Source organism: Arthrobacter sp. TJ-266 (assembly GCF_058269115.1).
Genome location: NZ_JBZCNC010000002.1, coordinates 379497 through 397778, shown reverse-complemented (window position 1 = coordinate 397778; position 18282 = coordinate 379497). Strand labels below are relative to the sequence as shown.

Below are 18282 nucleotides of genomic sequence, written 5' to 3'. Positions count from 1 at the left end.
CACGGGCGTTATGTGGACAACCGCAGCGGCACTGCCGGGAGGGCTGCTCAGCGACCGGAGACACTCACGGCGAGCACACCGAGGCCGGCGTGCGCCGCGAGGACCGAAGGGCACGGCGAGGTCGTGATGCTGTCGATTCCCAGGGACTCCGCGAGGCCCGCTGCGAAGTCCACCGCCTCCGGCTCATTGCCGAAATGATGGACGGTCAGAGCCGGTTGGCCACTCCGACCGGCGACGTCGGTGTGGACCAGTTCGGCCAGGCGCTGCAGGCCCTTCTCCGCCGACCGCATGCGCTCCAGCGGCACGAGCCGCCCTCCCTGCACGTGGAGGATGACGCGTACGGAGAGGAGGCTACCCAGCCAGCCCGCGGCGGCGGTGATCCGGCCGCCGCGCCGCAACTGGTCGAGGCTCGGCACGTAGAAATACAGCGCGGACGATCGGGCGGCCATCGCCGCAGCGGCCGCGGACGCCTGCAGGTCGGCACCGGTCCGTGCCGCACTCAGGGCTGCGAGGGCGGCCCGTCCCTGGGCCATCCCGGCTGTCCGCGTGTCGATCACCTCGACCGGCAGGGATGCGCGGGACGCCGCGAGCCGCGCCGCGTCGACCGTCCCAGACAGCAGACCGGACAGGTGGACGGACACCACGCCGTCGAATCCGTTCTCGGCGAGAGAGCCGTACATCCGGTCGAACTGACCCGGCGACGGCCGGGACGTCCGCACGTCCGCACCTGCGGCGAGGGCCACCATGAGGGGCGCGGTGACGTCGTCGTGCTCGCCGGTGAGGATCTCCTCACCGATGAGCACCGGCATCGCGACCACCTCGATTCCGTCGGCCACACCTCCGGGCGCAGTCCAGTCGAGGGCGAATCCCGCAGCGGAGTCGGTGACGACGGCTATGCGCACGGCGTCACGCCGGGACGATGTTGACCAGCTTCGGCGCCCGCACGATCACGGTGCGGATACCCTTGCCGTCCAGGACGCGCTGCACCTGCTCGCTCGCGAGGGCCAGCTCCCGCAGGTCCTCCTCGGTGATGTCGGGCGAGACCGTCAGGCGGTCGCGGACCTTGCCCTGCACCTGGACGACGGCGACCACGGTCTCCTGCGTGAGCAGCGCGGGGTCCACCGCGGGCCAGCCTGCCGTCGCGACGGTGGCCTCGTGCCCCAGCCGGTTCCAGAGGTCCTCGGCCGTGTAGGGCGCGAAGAGGCTCAGCAGGATCGCCACGGCCTCTGCGGCCTCGCGGACAGCGGGGTCGGCGCCGCCGGCACCGGAGTCGATGGCTTTGCGCGTCGCATTGACGAGTTCCATCAGCTTCGCGATGACCACGTTGAACTTGTTGGCCTCCATCAGCTCGGCGGCGTCGGCGACCGTCCGGTGCGTCACCGACCGCAGTGCGCGGTCACCCGACTCCGGGGCGGCGCCGACCGCGCTCGTCACGTCGTTGCCGAGGCGCCAGGCACGCGCCAGGAACTTCGCGGAGCCCGACGGCGAGACGTCCGCCCAGTCGACGTCGTCCTCGGGAGGCGAGGCGAACACCATGGTGAGGCGCACGGCGTCCACCCCGTAGCGGTCCAGCTGCTCCCCCAGGTCCACGCCGTTGCCGAGCGACTTGCTCATCGCCTTGCCGCCGTTGAGGACCTGGCCCTGGTTCAGCAGCGCGCTGAAGGGCTCGGTGAAGCCGACCATCCCGAGATCGAACAGGACCTTCGTGAAGAACCTGCTGTAGAGCAGGTGCAGGATGGCGTGCTCCACCCCGCCCACGTACTGGCCCACCGGCAGCCAGCGGTTGACCGCCTCGGTGTCGAACGGCGCCGTGTCCAGGTTCGGATCGACGAAGCGGAGGTAGTACCAGGACGAGTCGACGAAGGTGTCCATGGTGTCGGTATCGCGCTTCGCGGCACCGCCGCACGACGGACAGGAGACGTTCACCCAGTCCTCGACGGCGGCTAGCGGCGAGGTGCCCTTGGGTGCCAGTGACTCCCCGCGCAGACCCTCGGGCAGTGTGACGGGCAGCTGGTCGTCCGGTACCGGGACCTCCCCGCAGGAGGGGCAGTGGATGATCGGGATGGGCGTGCCCCAGAAGCGCTGGCGGGACAGCAGCCAGTCGCGGAGACGGTAGTTGATGGTGTGCTCGCCGGTGCCCTGCTCCTCGATGAGCTCGATGGCGCGGCGGATGGCGGTGGGCTTGTCCAGCCCGGTCAGCTCACCGGAGTTGACGAGGGTCCCCTCGCCGGTGGTCGCGACGCCGGTGACCGCTGCGTCCTCCGCCCCTGTGTCGACGACGGTGCGCACGGGCAGGTCGAAGGCACGCGCGAAGTCGAGGTCGCGCTGGTCGTGCGCGGGCACCGCCATGATGGCGCCGGTCCCGTAGTCGGCCAGGACGTAGTCCGCGGCCCAGACCGGCAGCTTCTCCCCGTTCAGGGGGTTCACGGCGTAGCGGCCGGTGAAGATGCCCGTCTTCTCGCGCTCGGTGGCCTGGCGCTCGATCTCGGACAGGCCCTTGACCTGCTCGCGGTATTCCTCCAGGGCGGCCCGGCGGTCCGGCGTGACCAGCTCGAGGGCGAGGTCCGCGTCCGCGGCGACGACGAAGAACGTCGCCCCGTACAGGGTGTCGGGACGCGTCGTGAACACGTCGACGTCGGAGGTCGGCTGATCGCCGTCGGCCTCGATCCGGAAGGTCACGTGCGCGCCCTCGGAGCGGCCTATCCAGTTGCGCTGCATCGCCAGGACGCGCTCGGGCCAGTGGCCCTTCAACTGCTCCATGTCGTCCAGCAGGCGGTCGGCGTAGTCGGTGATCTTGAAGTACCACTGGTTCAGGTTCTTCTTGGTGACCATGGTGCCGCAGCGGTCACACGCCCCGTTGATGACCTGCTCATTGGCGAGCACCGTCTGGTCCTTCGGGCACCAGTTGACCGGCGAGTTCCGGCGGTACGCCAGGCCCTTCCGGAAGAACCGCACGAACAGCCACTGCGTCCAGCGGTAGTACTCGGGGTCCGAGGTGTGCAGGCGGCGCTCCCAGTCGGCGCTGATGGCGTACCGCTTGAACGAGTGGGCCTGCGTCTCGATGTTCGCGTAGGTCCACTCGGCGGGGTGCGCGTTGCGCTTGATGGCCGCGTTCTCCGCGGGCAACCCGAAGGAGTCCCACCCGATCGGGTGCAGGACGTCGAAGCCCTGCTGCCGGTAGTACCGCGCGGCGACGTCGCCCATGGCGAAGGCCTCCGCGTGGCCCATGTGGAGGTCACCGGAGGGGTAGGGGAACATGTCGAGCACGTAGCGCCGCTCGCGCGAGCCGTCGTCGGCCGGGGCGAACGCCTTGAGCTCGTCCCAGACCGCCGGCCAGCGCGCCTCGATGGCGCCGACGTCGTAGGTGTTCTCGTCCGGCTGGGCGACCTCGGGGTTGCTGCTCACTGGTGTCCGACCTGTCCTGTCGATGGTTCAACGTCCGTGTGTCCTGCCGATGCAGGTGTGTGGCGCTCGCCGCGCCGACCGTGTGCCCTCCCCCGGACACACAAAAGCCCCTCACGCAGGAGGGGCGGCCGCACAGCATCTGCTGCGCGGCTAGGTAAGGAGCGAGGACACCCGGTTCATGCCACCACCTTAGCAGTGCCCGCGCGGAGCGGGTCCGAGCCGGAGGAAGGCCCCGACCCGCCCGACGCGGAGGGGGTGTACCCCGCCCGTCATCGGACGGACCGGGCACACCCCACGCCGGAGAACTCGCCTAGCGGGTGCTCAGCGGACGTCCTCGTCGACCCAGTCGAAGGTCTTCGTGACGGCCTTCTTCCAGAGGCGGAGCTGGCGCTCGCGCTCGGCCTCGTCCATGGACGGGTTCCAGCGCTTGTCCTCGGCCCAGTTGGTGGCGAGCTCGTCGGTGTCCTTCCAGAAGCCGACGGCGAGGCCCGCTGCGTAGGCCGCGCCCAGGGCGGTGGTCTCCGTGACCTTCGGACGGATCACGGGGATACCGAGGATGTCCGCCTGGAACTGCATGAGGGCGTCGTTGGCGACCATGCCGCCGTCCACCCGCAGGTCCTCCATGTTGACTCCGGAATCGGCGTTCGCGGCGTCCAGCACCTCGCGGGTCTGGAAGGCCGTGGCCTCCAGGGCGGCGCGGGCGATGTGACCCTTGTTCACGAAGCGGGTCATACCCACGATCGCGCCGCGGGCATCGGCGCGCCAGTACGGCGCGAAGAGGCCCGAGAACGCCGGCACGATGTACACGCCGCCGTTGTCGTCGACGGTCTTGGCGAGCTGCTCCACCTCGGGTGCGCTGTTGATGATGCCGAGGTTGTCACGGAGCCACTGGACGAGCGACCCGGTGACCGCGATGGAACCCTCGAGCGCGTAGACCGGCTTGGCGTCTCCCAGGCGGTAGCAGACCGTGGTGAGCAGACCGTTCTTGGAGTGGACGATCTCCTCACCGGTGTTGACGATCATGAAGTTGCCGGTGCCGTAGGTGTTCTTGGCCCCACCCTTGTCGAAGGCGGCCTGACCGAAGGTCGCGGCCTGCTGGTCGCCCAGGATGCCTGCGACGGGTACCTCGCGCAGGAGCTGCGAGGTGTGCACGGTGCCGTACACCTCGGAGGAGGACTTGATCTCGGGCATCATCGACGCCGGGACGCCGAAGTCGGCGAGGATCGACTCGTCCCACGCGAGGGTCTCGAGGTCCATGAACAGCGTGCGTGAGGCATTGGTGACGTCGGTGATGTGCACGCCGCCGTCGGTTCCGCCCGTGAGGTTCCAGGTGACCCAGGAGTCGGTGTTACCGAACAGGAGGTCGCCCGCCTCGGCCTTCGCGCGGGCGCCTTCGACGTTGTCGAGGATCCACTTGATCTTCGTACCCGAGAAGTACGTGGCGAGCGGCAGGCCGACCTTCGACTTGTAGCGCTCGACGCCGCCGTCCTTGGCGAGCTCGTCGACGATGTTCTGCGTGCGGGTGTCCTGCCAGACGATGGCGTTGTACACGGCCCGCCCGGTGGTCCTGTCCCAGACGACGGCGGTCTCGCGCTGGTTGGTGATACCCACGGCGGCGATGTCGTGACGCGTCAGGTTCGCCTTCGACAGTGCGTTGCCGATGACCTCACGCGTGTTGTTCCAGATCTCGGCGGGATCGTGCTCGACCCAGCCTGCCTTCGGGAAGATCTGCTCGTGCTCCTTCTGACCCGAGGACACGATGTCGCCCTTGTGGTCGAACACGATGGCCCTGCTGGAGGTGGTGCCCTGGTCGATGGCGATGACGTATTGCTGCGACATGCTCTGCTCCTTCTGGAAAAGGCGACTGCACGGCTACGGGCAGTCGCCGAGGTGTGGGGTGCCTACGCGGCGGGGACGGGGAAGGTGACGACCTGCACCAGGATGCCGGCGAGCACACCACCGATGATCGGGCCGACGACGGGAACCCAGGCGTAGGCCCAGTCGCTGCTGCCCTTGCCCTTGATCGGCAGGAAGGCGTGGGCGATCCGGGGGCCGAGGTCGCGGTTCGGGTTGATGGCGTAGCCGGTGGGGCCACCGAGGGAGGCGCCGATACCGACCACGAGCAACGCGACGGCGAGCGGGCCGAGACCCGAGGGCGAACTACCGAAGGAGAGGATGACGAAGACGAGGACGAAGGTGCCGATGATCTCGGTGACCAGGTTCCAGCCGTAGGAGCGGATGGCCGGTCCGGTGGAGAAGACGCCGAGCTTGTTGGCGGGCTCGGGCTCGTCATCGAAGTGCTGCTTGTAGGAGAGCCAGCAGAGGACGGCGCCGAGGATCGAACCGATCATCTGGGCGGCGAGGTAGGCGAGCGTGTTCACGAACGTCTTGTCGACGCCCGGAGCGAACTGCGCGGTGTCCCCGTTGGCGAGGAGGCCCATGGTCACGGCGAAGTTGAGGTGGGCCCCCGAGAGAGCTGCCACGTACACGCCGGCGAACACGGCGAGTCCCCACCCGAAGTTGACCATGAGAAAGCCGCCGTTATTGCCCTTGGTCTTGGCGAGCGCGACGTTCGCGACCACACCGGTACCGAGCAACAACAGCAGCATTGTGCCGAGCATCTCGGCGACGAATACTTCCAGAGACATCTTTGACTCCTGTTTCTATTCACTTGTCGACGGGCGCCGCCGCCTCGACGGCGCCCGTTGGTTCCCCCCGGCAACCACTGCCGTTGGCCTTGCACCGCCTCCTCCTGTAGGAGGCGGTTCGACCCCGCTGCGGCGAGTGCCGCTACGCGATCAAGCTCTTGACCTGCACCCTGTGAGCGTCCGCGAGGACCTTCTCGGCGAGCTCGATCTCCGCCGCGGACCGCGCCTCGTCCCAGCCCAGCAGGGGGGCGAGGGTCGCGGCGAGCTCCGCCAGCAGTTCCTCGGTGACGAGACCGCGGAATGCCAGGGAGGTGCGGCGGATCAGCACATCGATGAGGTGACCGATCTGCTCGTGCTCCACCATGTAGGCGAGCTCGCGCGTGCTCAGCTCCTTCGTCGAATTAAACATCCTGTCGGGTCCCTGGGCGAGGTAATCGATGACGTCGGTCGCTCGTGTTCCGTAGCGGGTGAGCAGCACGGCAACGCGCGCCTCGTCGAAGCCCGGGCGGACGGCCTTCCGGACCCAGGCGCGCTCTGCCGCTTCGTCCTTCGGGAAGTCCTGACCGCCACCGATGGCGACCCCCGCCGTCGACGTCTTCCGCGTGGCGCCGAGCGCGGCGAGCGTGTCGTTGGTGAGGTGCTCGGAGAGGGCACGGAACGTGGTCCACTTGCCGCCGACCAGGCTGAGGGTCGTGACCGTGCGGTCGCCGATCTTCTCCGCGCGCTTCTCGATGCGGTAGTCACGTGACACGAAACCGGGCTGCGTGTCGTCGTGGCGGGGCAGGGGGCGGACGCCGGAGAAGCTGTAGACGATCTGCTCCTTCGACACCTGGATGTCGGGGAACACGTGACCGATCAGCTCGAAGAAGTAGTCGATCTCCTCGTCCGTGCAGACGGCCTGCTCGTTGACGTCGACGTCGATGTCCGTGGTCCCGACGAGGACGCGGTCCTCCATCGGGTAGATGAGAACGATCCGCCCGTCGACGTGCTCGAAGAAGATCTCGGTGCCGTTGCAGGCCTTCAGGAGCTCGGGGTGGTCGAGCACGATGTGCGAGCCCTTGGTGCCGCCCATGAACAGGGTCTCGGTGCCGAGAGCGGCGTTGGTGCCGTCCGTCCAGGCGCCGGTGGCGTTCACGACGACGTCGGCCTGGAACGCGAACGTCTCGCCCGTCAGCTCGTCACGGAGGAGGACGCCGTCCTCGCCGGCGCCGATGGCACTGACGTAGTTCGCGGCGCGTGCCGCGGGGTTGGCCACCTGTCCGTCGCGGAGGACGTCGAGGGTGAGCCGCTCGGGGTTGTGGACCGAGGCGTCGTAGTACGTCGCCGCGTACTTGATGTCCTTGCGGAGGTCGGGCATGGCGGCCAGAGCCTTCTTGCGTCCCACGAAGGAGTGGCGGGGCACGTTGCCGCCGTCGCGTGAGAAGAAGTCGTACATGGTGAGGCCGGCCTTGATGAGGAACGCGCCGCGCTCCACCTGCTTGCCCTGCTTGTGCGTGAGGAAGCGCAGGGGCGCCGAGAGGATGCCCGAGAAGGTGGTGTAGATCGGGATGGTGGTCTGGAGCGGCTTCACGTAGTGCGGTGCGATCTTCATGAGAGCGTTGCGCTCGATCACGGATTCGCGCACGAGACGGAACTCGCCGTTCTCGAGGTAGCGGATGCCGCCGTGGATCATGTGCGAGGACGCGCCCGATGCGCCCTGGCAGTAGTCGCCGCGCTCGACGAGCGCGACGTCGACGCCCTGCAGGGCGAGGTCGCGGAAGGTCCCGACACCATTGATGCCGCCGCCGATGACCAGGACCGACGCACGGGGATTCTTCCGCAGTTCGTCGACCACGGCGCGCGCGGGCGTGGTGGAACCAGTGGTGGGGTCGGCTGATGTGGTCACGGTAGTGCTCCATCGGATCGCTGGACAGGACTGCTGCACCTCAATTCTTCGGGCTCTGGGAATACCAGTCAACTGCGTTGCACAAACGTGCACGAGCGGTCCAGACTTACGGAATGACGACGACCGACCTCACTGAACCCGGCCCCGGTGACCGGGCCCGGGCAACCTCGGACCCGGCGGTCCCGCACCGCTCCCGGGACGCCCTGCGGGCCGCCCAGATGTACTACCTGCAGGACCTCACGATGAACGCGATCGCCCGTGAGCTGCAGACCTCGCGCTCCACCGTCTCGCGCCTGCTCTCCCTCGCGCGGGAGACCGGGCTCGTGCAGATCCAGGTGAACAACCCCTCGGAGCGCGCCCCGGCGCTCGAGCAGCAGATACGCCGCCGGTTCGGGGTCGAGGCGCACGTGGTCCCCGTCGCGGATTCCGTCAACGACTCCGAGGTGCTCGACCGTGTGGCGATCCAGGCCGCGAGGACCATCGGCCCGCTCGTCGACTCGAACGCGATCATCGGCGTCGCCTGGGGATCCACGCTCAGCGCGGTGAGCCACCACCTGACGCGCAAACAGACCCATGACAGCACGATCGTGCAGCTCAACGGAGCCGGGAACACCCAGACGACCGGCATCACCTACGCGAGCGAGATCCTGCGCCGCTTCGGGCAGGCCTACGGCGCGCGCGTGGAGCAGTTCCCCGTCCCCGCGTTCTTCGACCACGCGGGGACGAAGACGGCCATGTGGGAGGAGCGCAGCGTACGGCGCATCCTCGACCTCCAGCGACGCATGACCATGGCGATCTTCGGGGTCGGCTCGATCGGCTCCGGGGTGCCCAGCCACGTCTACAGCGGCGGGTACCTGGACCGGCAGGACCTCGACACGCTCAAGCGCGACGAGGTGGTGGGCGACGTGGCCACCATGTTCTTCCGGGCCGACGGCTCGCACCGGGACGTCGTGCTGAACGGGCGCAGCACCGGACCGGACCTCGACGAGCTCACCAAGGTGCACCGGCGCATCTGCGTCGTCTCCGGCGAGGCGAAGATCGCCGGGCTGCGGGGCGCCCTCGCGGCAGGGCTGGCCACCGACCTCATCCTCGACGAGGGGTCGGCACGGCGCCTCGTGCACGCGTGAGGTCCCGCACGCCGCCCGCGCCCTGTACCGCTCGAGGAGAGCGTCCTCGATAGAGTGCACCCATGACTCCCCCCGTACCCCGCGTGCCGCTCGGCGACGGTGCCTCCATCGACGTGATCGGCTACGGCGTGTACAAGGTGCCGCCGGAGGATACCGAGGTGCTCTGCTCCACGGCGCTCGACGTGGGGTACCGGCTGCTCGACACCGCCGCCCTCTACGGCAACGAGGCGGGAGTGGGTGCGGCCGCACGGTCCTTCCTCGAGACGCACGCACGGGACGAGCTCTTCCTCACGTCCAAGGTCTGGAACGAGGACCACGGTTACGACGCGACCCTGCGCGCCTTCGACACCTCCCTGGAGCTCCTCGGCCTCGACCACCTCGACCTCTATCTGATCCACTGGCCCTGCGCGGCGAAGGACCTCTACGTCGAGACGTGGCGGGCCCTGATCCGGCTGCGCGACGACGGCCGGGTCCGGTCCATCGGCGTCTCGAACTTCCAGCGACCGCACCTGGAGCGGCTCCTCACGGACACCGGGGTAATGCCCGCCCTCAACCAGGTGGAGCTCCACCCGTACCTCCAGCAGCTCCCGCTCCGTGCCTTCCACAAGCACCACGGGATCCTCACGCAGGCCTGGAGTCCCCTGGGTCGCGGCAACGTCCTCGACGACGCCGACATCCGCGGGATCGCCGACGAGCTGGGCCGCACCCCGGCGCAGGTGATCCTCCGCTGGCACCACCAGCACGGGCTGCTGACCATCCCGAAGGCGAGCTCGCGCGAGCGGATCAGCTCGAACCTCGACATCTTCGGCTTGGAGCTCTCCGACGCACACGTCGCCGTGCTCGACGGACTCGACCGGGACCAGCGCTTCGGCTCGCACCCCGACGCGGTGCGGTGAGGCGCGACGCCGTCGCCCGCACGTTCCCGTGGGAGGGCACCCTCCAGCGCGTGTGGGACTTCCCCCCGGTCGGCGATGCGGAGGGCACGTCCGCGGGCAGTGTCAGGGGCACGGGCACGGCTCCGCCCACCGTCGTGATGGTGCACGGTTTCCGGGGTGATCACCACGGCCTGCTGCGACTCGCCGAGGAACTCCCCGCCCTCCGGGTGCTCCTCCCGGACCTCCCGGGGTTCGGACAGGGCGAGGCGCTGCCGGAACCGCACGACGTCGCCGCCTACGCCCGGTTCATCGCCCACGTGGCGGCGACGGCCGGCGATCGGCCGGTGCTCCTCGGGCACTCCTTCGGATCGATCATCGCCGCCGAGGTCGCTGCCGACGCGCCACACCTCGCGGCGCGACTGGTGCTGGTGAACCCCATCAGCGAACCCGCGCTCGAGGGCCCCAGCCGCACCGCCTCGCGGCTGGCCGAGCTGTACTACGTCGCCGCCGATCGATTGCCCGAGGCCGCCGGACGGGCGCTGCTCGCCAACCCGCTGATCGTCCGCGGCATGAGCGTGTTCATGGCGAAGACGAAGGACCGCGCACTGCGCCGCTGGATCCACGGCCAGCACAGCTCCTACTTCAGCTCCTTCGCGGCCCGCAGGGTGGTCCTCGAGGCCTTCCGTGCCTCCATCGCGGGCACGGTACGGGACCGCGCGCGCGACCTCACCATGCCCGTGCTGCTCATCGCCGCCGAGCAGGACGACATCGGATCGGTCGCGAGCCAGCGCGCGCTCGCCGAGCTCGTGCCCGAGGCCGAGCTGCAGATCCTTCCCGACGTCGGGCACCTCGTGCACTACGAGAAACCCCGCGAGGCCGCCCGACTGATCATGACCTTCCTCGAGAGGACCGCACCGTGAGGATCCTGTTCGACGCCCGCTTCACCCGCACCGACCATCACGACGGCATCAGCCGGTACGGAGCGAGCCTGATCGCCGCGCTCGCCGTTACCGACGACGTCGTGATGCTCGTGAGCGACCCGCGGCAGCTCGCCCTCCTGCCGGACGTCCCGCACGTGATGATGTCCAGTCCGCTCTCCCCCGCCGAGCTCGTCGTGGCGCTCCGGATCAACCGGCTCCGCCCCGACGTCGTTGTGTGCCCCATGCAGACCATGGGATCCTGGGGCCGCCGCTACCCGCTCGTGCTCACGCTGCACGACCTCATCTACTACCAGAACCCCACGCCGCCCTCCTTCCTGCCCCTCGCCGTCCGCCTCCTCTGGCGGCTGTACCACCTCGCGTACTGGCCCCAGCGGTTGCTGCTGGACCGGGCCGACGTCGTCGCCACGATCTCGACGACGACGTCCGACCTCATGCGCCGCCACCGGCTCACCCGCCGCCCGGTGCTCCTCGTGGGTAACGCGCCGCAGCCCGCGGGCCGCCCGCGGGACCCCGATGCCCCACGCTCGCGGACGCTGATCTACATGGGCTCGTTCATGCCGTACAAGAACGTGGAGACGCTGGTCCGCGCGATGTCACAGCTGCCCGACCACACGCTCCACCTGCTGAGCCGCATCACTCCGGAGCGCCGCGCGGACCTCGAGGCCCTTGCTCCGCCGAATGGGCGCGTGATCTTCCACGGCGGCGTCTCCGACGCCGAGTACGAGACCCTCCTCCGGGACTCGACGGCGCTCGTGACCCTCTCCCGCGCTGAAGGGTACGGCCTGCCTGTCGTCGAGGCGATGGCGACCGGTACGCCCGTGATCGCCAGCGACATCCCGATCTTCCGCGAGGTGGGCGGAACGGCTGCGCTCTATGTGGACCCGGACGACGCCGACGCCGTCGCTGCGGCCGTCCGCGATCTCGGCGAGCCGCGGCGGTGGGCCGAGGCCTCGGCGGCAGGAGTGGCGCAGGCGGGCACCTACTCCTGGTCCGCGTCCGCGGAGCAGCTGCGCGCGGCCTGCCGGCGCGCCGCGGAGGAGTACGCGCGACGACGGCGGTAGCGAGGACCTCGGCCGGACGCGATCCGGCTGAACGTGGTCCGGCTGGAGTTGCTCCGGCTGGGGGTGCTCCGGCTGGGGGTGCTCCGGCTACAGGACGTCGAGCGCGTCGAGCCGAACGTGCACCGTCTCCCCGGACCGTTTCGCGGACAGTGCCGCGCGCCGCGCCCGCAGCTGGCGGGTCATCCCGGCCGCGGCCCGGTAGGAGAAGAACAGCAGCACGCGGTGGCTGCCCTGGCCGAGCAGCGTCTCGGCGGACGGCGCCGTGGCACCGGAGCCGGCGGTGCGACCCTGCACCGTCGTCCGGCGTGCGCCTGTCCCGGGCGCGGCCGCCCGTGCCGCGAGCATCGCCTCTCGCCGCACGTCCGCCGGGACGGGAGCCGGTCCGACGACCCGCGCCGCGCCTTCGACGTCCACGCCCTCGAGGAAGTGGACGAGGGCCTCGCGCGAGCCCGTCAGCACCGCGTACCGCACCGCCGGTGGCAGTCCGAGCTCGTGACGCTCCGCCAGCTCGCGTGCGGCGGCGCCCGCCGGGTCCCAGCGCACCAGGTGCCCGACGGCGACGTCGTCGTCCCCCGTGATCACCACCGTGCCGCCCGCGGAGGCCGGCCGCGCGAGGACGGCGGCGCCGAACCAGCGGCGCAGCGCGTCCTCACCCGCGCGCAGCGATTCCCGGCTCAGCATGGCGTTGCCGTCGAGGAGGATCACCGCGGCGTACCCGCCGGGAGCCACCGGTTCGGCACCCGGCGTGGCGACGACGACGGCGGGCGTGTCGGCGACGGCGTCGAGGATGTGCTCGCCGGCGGAGGAGACCACGGGGACGCCCGGGAACGCCCTGCCGAGCTCCTCCGCGGTGCGGGTGGCCCCCGCGACGGTGGCGCGCACGTGCGTGCCGCCGCACTCGGGGCACTCCCACCGGCGGTCCGGGCGGCCGCACCAGCGGCACTGCAGGGCGGCGTCGCGGCTCGACTGCGCGAGGGGGCCGGTACAGACCGCACATCGGGCCGGGTGGCGGCAACGGTCGCACGCCAGCGCCGGGGAGAAACCGGTGCGTGCCACCTGCAGGAGCACGGGCCCGGTCCGCAGCCCCGCCTGCGCGGCCGCCCACGCCGCGTGGGGAATGCGCGCCTGCGCCGCGAGCGGGTCGCGCGCGAGCTGGTAGGCGTCGCCGGCGTGGACCACCCGCGGGGTGGCGCTCCGCACGTCGGAGCGCGCGGCCTGGAGGGCGTGTGCCCACCCGGTGTCCACGAGCCGCTGGGACTCGGTGCTCCGGGCGAAGGACCCGACGAGCATGCCCGCGTTCTCCTGGTCCGCGCGGAGCAGCAGGACGTCCCTGATGTGCTGGTACGGCGCCCGCTGCTCCACGTGCTGGTCGTCGCCGTCGTCCCACAGGCAGACCAGTCCGAGGTCCGCGACGGGCGCGTACGCTGCCGAGCGCGTGCCCACGGCCACCCGTGCCGTGCCGTGCAGCAGGCGCAGGAAGTTCCGGTACCGCGGGGTGGCGCCGTCCTCGGCCGTGAGGCGCGCGATCACCTCGGCGCCGAGCCGCGCGGTGAGGGCCGCCTCGACCCTCGCGAGGTCACGCTGGTCGGGGACGACGACGACGGCGGTCCGGCCCGAGTCGAGCGTCGCCGCGACGGCGTCCGTGACCTCCTGCGTCCACGCCATGGGCCCGTATCCGCCGAGCGTCGTCAGCACGGCGCGCGGGGAACCACCGTCGGCCAGGTGCTGGAGGTACGCAGGGCCGCCCGGGTAACGGAGGAATCCGCCGGAGTGCCCGGGGCCGGCAGGCTCCGCCGGTTCGTCGTCCGGCCCTGCGGTCGGCGCGGTCTCCTGGGCGCCCGCCGCCGCGGCGAAGGCCGTCTCGACACGGGCCATCCGGGCAGGGATCGCGGCACGGAGGACGTCGCTCACGGTGCCGACGGACCGCGCGGCGATGGCTTCGGCCAGCGCCAGGACGGGCGGGGTGAGGACGCGCTCCGGTGAGACGACGCCGTCGAGCGGCAGCAGGGTCGCCGTCGTGCTCGCATCCTCGACGCGCTGGGCGAGGAACCCGATGTGCTCGCGGTGGGCGAAACGCACCTTGACCCGGACACCCGGCTGCGCCTCGGCGTCGAGGGCGGCGGGGACCGAATAGTCGAAGAACCGGTCGAGGTGGGGCACCTGGGCGTCCAGGATCACGCGGGCGATGGGGAGGGTCGCGGCGCGCTCCACGTCCGAGCCGGCGCGGGGAAGGGCTGCAGCCCCGAAGCCGTGCAGGAGCGAGAGCTGGCCGTCCGCGGTCGCGGGGTCCTGTCGCTTACCCGTCATGGTGTCGTCGTCCCTGTCACCTGCACACTCCTGCCTCGCCACCCGTGCGGCGTGTCGCGCTACAGCGGGCACCCGCCGGCGGCATCCGTCGCCGGCGTCCTGCTCACGGGGCTCGCGTCGCGCTCGCCGACGGGTCAGGCGTCGAAGTAGCTCCGCAGTTTCTCCACGCGGTCGAGGAGCTCCCAGGTGAAGCCGTCCTGCTCGCGGCCGAAATGCCCGTGTGCCGCGGTGCGCTGGTAGATGGGCCGCTTGAGGTCGAGGGCGTTGATGATGCCCAGCGGCCGCAGGTCGAAGATCTCCCGGATGGCCTCGCCGATCCTGATCGGGTCCACGGTCTCCGTGCCGAACGTCTCCACGTACACGCCCACGGGCTGCGCCATGCCGATGGCGTAGGCGATCTGAATCTCGGCGCGCCGGGCGAGGCCCGCAGCGACGACGTTCTTCGCGACCCAGCGCATGGCGTAGGCGGCCGAGCGGTCCACCTTCGAGGGGTCCTTGCCGCTGAAGGCACCGCCGCCGTGCCGGGCCATGCCGCCGTAGGTGTCGACGATGATCTTCCGTCCGGTGAGCCCGGCATCACCGACCGGCCCGCCGATGACGAAGGCGCCGCCGGGATTGAGGATGTGGCGGACGCCGGTGGTGTCGAGTTCGGTGTCGGCGAGGACCGGCGTGATCACGTACTCGACGAGGTCCGCGCGGAGGCGGTCCAGCGAGACCTCGGCGGAGTGCTGCGACGAGATGACCACGGAGTCGATCGAGACGGGGCGGTCGCCGTCGTAGCCGACGGTCACCTGGGTCTTGCCGTCGGGCCTGAGGTACGGCAGCGTGCCGTCCTTGCGCACCGCGGTGAGCCGCTCGGACAGTCGGTGGGAGAGCCAGATGGGGGTGGGCATGAGGACGGCGGTCTCGTCGCTCGCGTAGCCGAACATGATGCCCTGATCGCCGGCGCCCTGGGCGTCGTAGGGGTCCAGGCCGGTGCCCTCGCGCGTCTCGAGCGAGGTGAAGACCCCGCTCGCGATCTCCGCGCTCTGCTGACCGATGGAGACGGACACCCCGCACCGTGCGCCGTCGAAGCCGTTCGCGGAGGAGTCGTAGCCGATGCCGAGGATGGTCCGCCGGACGATCTCGGGGATCTCGACGTAGGCCTCGGTGGTCACCTCTCCGGCGACGTGCACGAGCCCGGTGGTGACGAGCGTCTCCACGGCCACGCGCGAGTCCGGGTCCTGTTCGAGCAGCCCGTCCAGGATCGCGTCGCTGATCTGGTCGCAGATCTTGTCGGGATGGCCCTCCGTCACCGATTCCGAGGTGAAGAGCCGCAGGCGGGAATCGGTGGTCGGTGAAGTCACGTGCTCACTCTACTTGGTCGGGACCCGGGCCCTGCCCGGGCATCGGGCAGGCCGCAGGACAGCGGAACGGGCGCGGGGTGTCGGGGTGACGCCCGCGGGATGACAGGGGTGAACGGCTGGCGGAACGCTGCGTCTCAGTGGCCCAGCAGGCCGGCCGCATGCTCGATGACGGCCTCGGCGACCGCCCGCTTCGAACCGCGCACCGGCTCTGATTCGCCGCCGCCCGCGCTCAGGATGGTGACCTCGTTGGAGTCCTCGCCGAAGACGAGTCCGGACCCGACGACGTTGAGCACCAGGAAGTCGCAGCCTTTCCGGGCGAGCTTGGCCCGTGCATGGGTGAGGGGGTCGGCCGTGGCGTCGCCGGTCTCGGCCGCGAAACCACCGATCACCAGCGGCGCGGACCGGTCCGCACGGGCGAGGACGGCTTCACGGAGGATGTCGGGGTTCCGGACCAGAGTGATCACGGGATCGGCGCCGTCATCACTCTTCTTGATCTTCGACCCCGCGACCGAGGCCGGCCGGAAGTCGGCGACGGCGGCGGCCATGATGAGGACGTCGGTGGCGGGCAGGGCGTGGAGGACGGCCTCACGCAGCTCGAGCGCCGACTCCACGCGGACGACGTCACACCCCGCGGGCGGAGGGACCTCCGCGTGGGCGAGGATCAGGGTGACCTCCGCGCCCTGCGCGAGGGCGGCCTCGGCGAGGGCGATGCCCTGCTTGCCCGAGGAGCGGTTGCCGAGGAAGCGGACGGGATCCAGCGCCTCGCGCGTCCCGCCGGCGGTGATGGTGACCCGCTGACCGGCGAGCGATCGTCCACGCGGCGTCGCCGTCTCGAGGGCGGCGGCGAAGATGTCCGCGGGTTCGGGGAGCCTGCCCGGCCCGGAGTCGGATCCGGTCAGGCGACCCGACGCCGGTTCGATGACCGTGATCCCGCGGGAGCGGAGGGTCGCCACATTCGCCCGGGTGGCGGCGTGCTGCCACATCTCGGTGTGCATCGCGGGGGCCATCACCACCGGTCCGCGGGCCATGAGGAGCGTTCCCGTGAGGAGATCGTTCGCGAGTCCCGCGGCTGCCCGTGCCAGGACGTCGGCGGTGGCAGGCGCGACGACGATGAGGTCGGCCTCGTGGCCGAGGCGCACGTGGTTGACCTTCTCGACGTCGTCCCAGACGCTGTTGCTCACCGGTCTGCCGGAGAGGGCCTCCCAGGTGGCGGTGCCCACGAAGCGGAGTGCGGCGTCGGTCGGGATGACGGTGACCTCATGGCCGGCCTCCGTGAAAAGACGAAGGAGGGACGCAGCCTTGTAGGCCGCGATCCCTCCTCCGACACCGAGTACTACGCGCACCGATCGTCCGTCCGCCGACGCGTGACCTGGGGGTCTACTCGGTCGGTTCCATCGGGGTGGAGACGAGCATGCCCTCGTTGATCTCGCGGAGCGCGATGGAGAGGGGCTTCTCGTTCAGCTTCGTGTCGACGAGCGGGCCGACGTACTCGAAGAGGCCCTCGTGGAGCTGCGAGTAGTACGCGTTGATCTGGCGGGCACGCTTGGCACCGTAGATCACGAGGGCGTACTTCGAGTCCGAGGCCTCGAGCAGGTCGTCGATCGGCGGGTTGATGATGCCTTCGGGCTGAGTTGACACAAAATCTCCAAACATTGGGCGGGATGGCTGGTGCGGGGCCTCTCAGCGCTGCAGCGGGGTCAGTCCCATCAGTGATACGAGCTCGTCTGCCGCATGCTCCACGGTGTCGTTGACGACGGTGTGATTGAATTCCGGCTCGGCGGCAAGCTCCAGTTTAGCCGTTTCCAGCCGCTGCTGCTGTTCCTCGGGGGTTTCGGTGCCGCGGCCGACCAGCCGCCGCACCATCTCCTCCCAGCTGGGCGGGGCGAGGAACACGAATGTGGCCTCCGGCATGGTCTCCTTCACCTGGCGCGCGCCCTGCAGATCGATCTCCAGGAGCACCGCCCGGCCCTCGTCCATGGCGGCCTGCACGGTGCTGCGGAGCGTGCCGTACCGGTTGCGTCCGTGGACCACGGCCCACTCGAGCAGCTGGCCGTCGAGCACGAGCTGGTCGAACTCCTCCGGCGAGACGAAGAAGTAGTGGACCCCGTTCACCTCACCCGGTCGCGGCGGTCGCGTGGTTGCGGAGACCGACAGCCACACCTCCGGATAGTTGTCCCGGATGTAGGTGGAGACCGTTCCCTTGCCGACCGCCGTCGGACCGGCGAGGACTGTCAACCGGGGGTGTGACACTGACGCTTCCTTACTTGCTGGCCTGGCCAGTGTGGTGGTGTTCGAGATAGGAGACGAGGAGCCTGCGCTGGTGGATGCCGAGGCCGCGCACCCGGCGTGTCGCCGCGATGCCGACCTCCGTCATGATGGCGGCGGCCCGGACGTCTCCCACGCCGGGCAGTGCCTTGAGGAGATCGACGACCCTGAGCCGGCCCACGGCGTCGTCGCCCTCCGGATTGCCGATCACATCGGCCACCGAAAGCTTACCCGTCTTCAGCTGCGCCTTGATGTCGGCACGGACGGCCCGCGCCGCCGTCGCCTTCTCCCGCGCCTGAGCTCGCTCGACGTCCGTCAAAGGCTTCAGGCTCACGGGCGCTCCCTACGCCGCGCGCTGCCACGGGTGGGAGCGAGCGGTCGTCGTGTGGATGGTCGGGTGGGACCCCGGCTTCCGGGGCTCG

Annotated in this window: 15 protein-coding genes; 4 read left to right on the top strand and 11 right to left on the bottom strand. The window is 70.3% G+C overall.

The features are described 5' to 3' along the window. Window positions 1-47: 47 nt before the first annotated feature. From AC4D12_RS06640 to AC4D12_RS06620, 5 genes are all read right to left on the bottom strand, one after another. The gene (locus AC4D12_RS06640) at window positions 48-902 is read right to left on the bottom strand and encodes a DegV family protein (RefSeq protein ID WP_490949111.1); all 855 of its coding nucleotides are present in this window, start codon (window positions 900-902) and stop codon (window positions 48-50) included. A 4-nt stretch (window positions 903-906) separates the two neighbouring features. After that, complete coding sequence (leuS, locus tag AC4D12_RS06635; protein ID WP_490949110.1) at window positions 907-3405, bottom strand: leucine--tRNA ligase; 2499 nt, start codon at window positions 3403-3405, stop codon at window positions 907-909. A gap of 321 nt (window positions 3406-3726) precedes the next feature. Then, window positions 3727-5244 carry a glycerol kinase GlpK gene (gene glpK, locus AC4D12_RS06630; protein ID WP_490949109.1) on the bottom strand — a complete coding sequence of 506 codons (1518 nt, stop codon included), beginning with the start codon at window positions 5242-5244 and terminating at the stop codon, window positions 3727-3729. A 62-nt stretch (window positions 5245-5306) separates the two neighbouring features. After that, complete coding sequence (locus AC4D12_RS06625; protein WP_490949108.1) at window positions 5307-6053, bottom strand: MIP/aquaporin family protein; 747 nt, start codon at window positions 6051-6053, stop codon at window positions 5307-5309. 142 nt (window positions 6054-6195) lie between these two features. Then, a complete protein-coding gene (locus AC4D12_RS06620) occupies window positions 6196-7938 on the bottom strand; it encodes a glycerol-3-phosphate dehydrogenase/oxidase (RefSeq protein ID WP_490949107.1) in 1743 nt (580 codons plus the stop codon). A 218-nt stretch (window positions 7939-8156) separates the two neighbouring features. Between AC4D12_RS06620 and AC4D12_RS06615 the strand changes: the two genes are divergently transcribed. From AC4D12_RS06615 to AC4D12_RS06600, 4 genes are all read left to right on the top strand, one after another. Beyond that, window positions 8157-9065 carry a sugar-binding transcriptional regulator gene (locus AC4D12_RS06615; protein ID WP_490949503.1) on the top strand — a complete coding sequence of 303 codons (909 nt, stop codon included), beginning with the start codon at window positions 8157-8159 and terminating at the stop codon, window positions 9063-9065. A 62-nt stretch (window positions 9066-9127) separates the two neighbouring features. Then, the gene (locus AC4D12_RS06610) at window positions 9128-9961 is read left to right on the top strand and encodes an aldo/keto reductase (RefSeq protein WP_490949106.1); all 834 of its coding nucleotides are present in this window, start codon (window positions 9128-9130) and stop codon (window positions 9959-9961) included. Further along, window positions 9958-10860 carry an alpha/beta fold hydrolase gene (locus AC4D12_RS06605; RefSeq protein WP_490949105.1) on the top strand — a complete coding sequence of 301 codons (903 nt, stop codon included), beginning with the start codon at window positions 9958-9960 and terminating at the stop codon, window positions 10858-10860. The genes AC4D12_RS06610 and AC4D12_RS06605 overlap by 4 nt, the downstream gene beginning before the upstream one ends. After that, the gene (locus AC4D12_RS06600) at window positions 10857-11942 is read left to right on the top strand and encodes a glycosyltransferase family 4 protein (RefSeq protein WP_490949104.1); all 1086 of its coding nucleotides are present in this window, start codon (window positions 10857-10859) and stop codon (window positions 11940-11942) included. The genes AC4D12_RS06605 and AC4D12_RS06600 overlap by 4 nt, the downstream gene beginning before the upstream one ends. Window positions 11943-12029: 87 nt before the next feature. Here AC4D12_RS06600 and AC4D12_RS06595 read toward each other — a convergent pair whose 3' ends face one another. From AC4D12_RS06595 to mihF, 6 genes are all read right to left on the bottom strand, one after another. Continuing rightward, entirely contained in the window at window positions 12030-14249 is a 2220-nt protein-coding gene (locus tag AC4D12_RS06595; protein ID WP_490949103.1) for a primosomal protein N', read from the bottom strand. Between the two features lie 134 nt (window positions 14250-14383). Further along, a complete protein-coding gene (gene metK, locus AC4D12_RS06590; RefSeq protein ID WP_490949102.1) occupies window positions 14384-15595 on the bottom strand; it encodes a methionine adenosyltransferase in 1212 nt (403 codons plus the stop codon). Between the two features lie 134 nt (window positions 15596-15729). After that, entirely contained in the window at window positions 15730-16938 is a 1209-nt protein-coding gene (gene coaBC / locus AC4D12_RS06585; protein WP_490949101.1) for a bifunctional phosphopantothenoylcysteine decarboxylase/phosphopantothenate--cysteine ligase CoaBC, read from the bottom strand. 34 nt (window positions 16939-16972) lie between these two features. Further along, on the bottom strand, window positions 16973-17233 hold the full coding sequence (rpoZ, locus tag AC4D12_RS06580) for a DNA-directed RNA polymerase subunit omega (RefSeq protein WP_490949100.1): 261 nt from the start codon (window positions 17231-17233) through the stop codon (window positions 16973-16975). A 42-nt stretch (window positions 17234-17275) separates the two neighbouring features. Then, on the bottom strand, window positions 17276-17845 hold the full coding sequence (gmk, locus tag AC4D12_RS06575; RefSeq protein ID WP_490949099.1) for a guanylate kinase: 570 nt from the start codon (window positions 17843-17845) through the stop codon (window positions 17276-17278). A gap of 10 nt (window positions 17846-17855) precedes the next feature. Next, on the bottom strand, window positions 17856-18194 hold the full coding sequence (gene mihF / locus AC4D12_RS06570) for an integration host factor, actinobacterial type (RefSeq protein ID WP_490949098.1): 339 nt from the start codon (window positions 18192-18194) through the stop codon (window positions 17856-17858). Window positions 18195-18282: the final 88 nt, after the last annotated feature.

Bases quoted from the DNA above. Each gene is read 5' to 3' on its own strand.
- glpK (WP_490949109.1), bottom strand. From the start codon at position 5,244: ATGTCGCAGCAATACGTCATCGCCATCGACCAGGGCACCACCTCCAGC.
- AC4D12_RS06625 (WP_490949108.1), bottom strand. From the start codon at position 6,053: ATGTCTCTGGAAGTATTCGTCGCCGAGATGCTCGGCACAATGCTGCTG.
- AC4D12_RS06615 (WP_490949503.1), top strand. From the start codon at position 8,157: ATGTACTACCTGCAGGACCTCACGATGAACGCGATCGCCCGTGAGCTG.
- AC4D12_RS06610 (WP_490949106.1), top strand. From the start codon at position 9,128: ATGACTCCCCCCGTACCCCGCGTGCCGCTCGGCGACGGTGCCTCCATC.
- AC4D12_RS06595 (WP_490949103.1), bottom strand. From the start codon at position 14,249: ATGACGGGTAAGCGACAGGACCCCGCGACCGCGGACGGCCAGCTCTCG.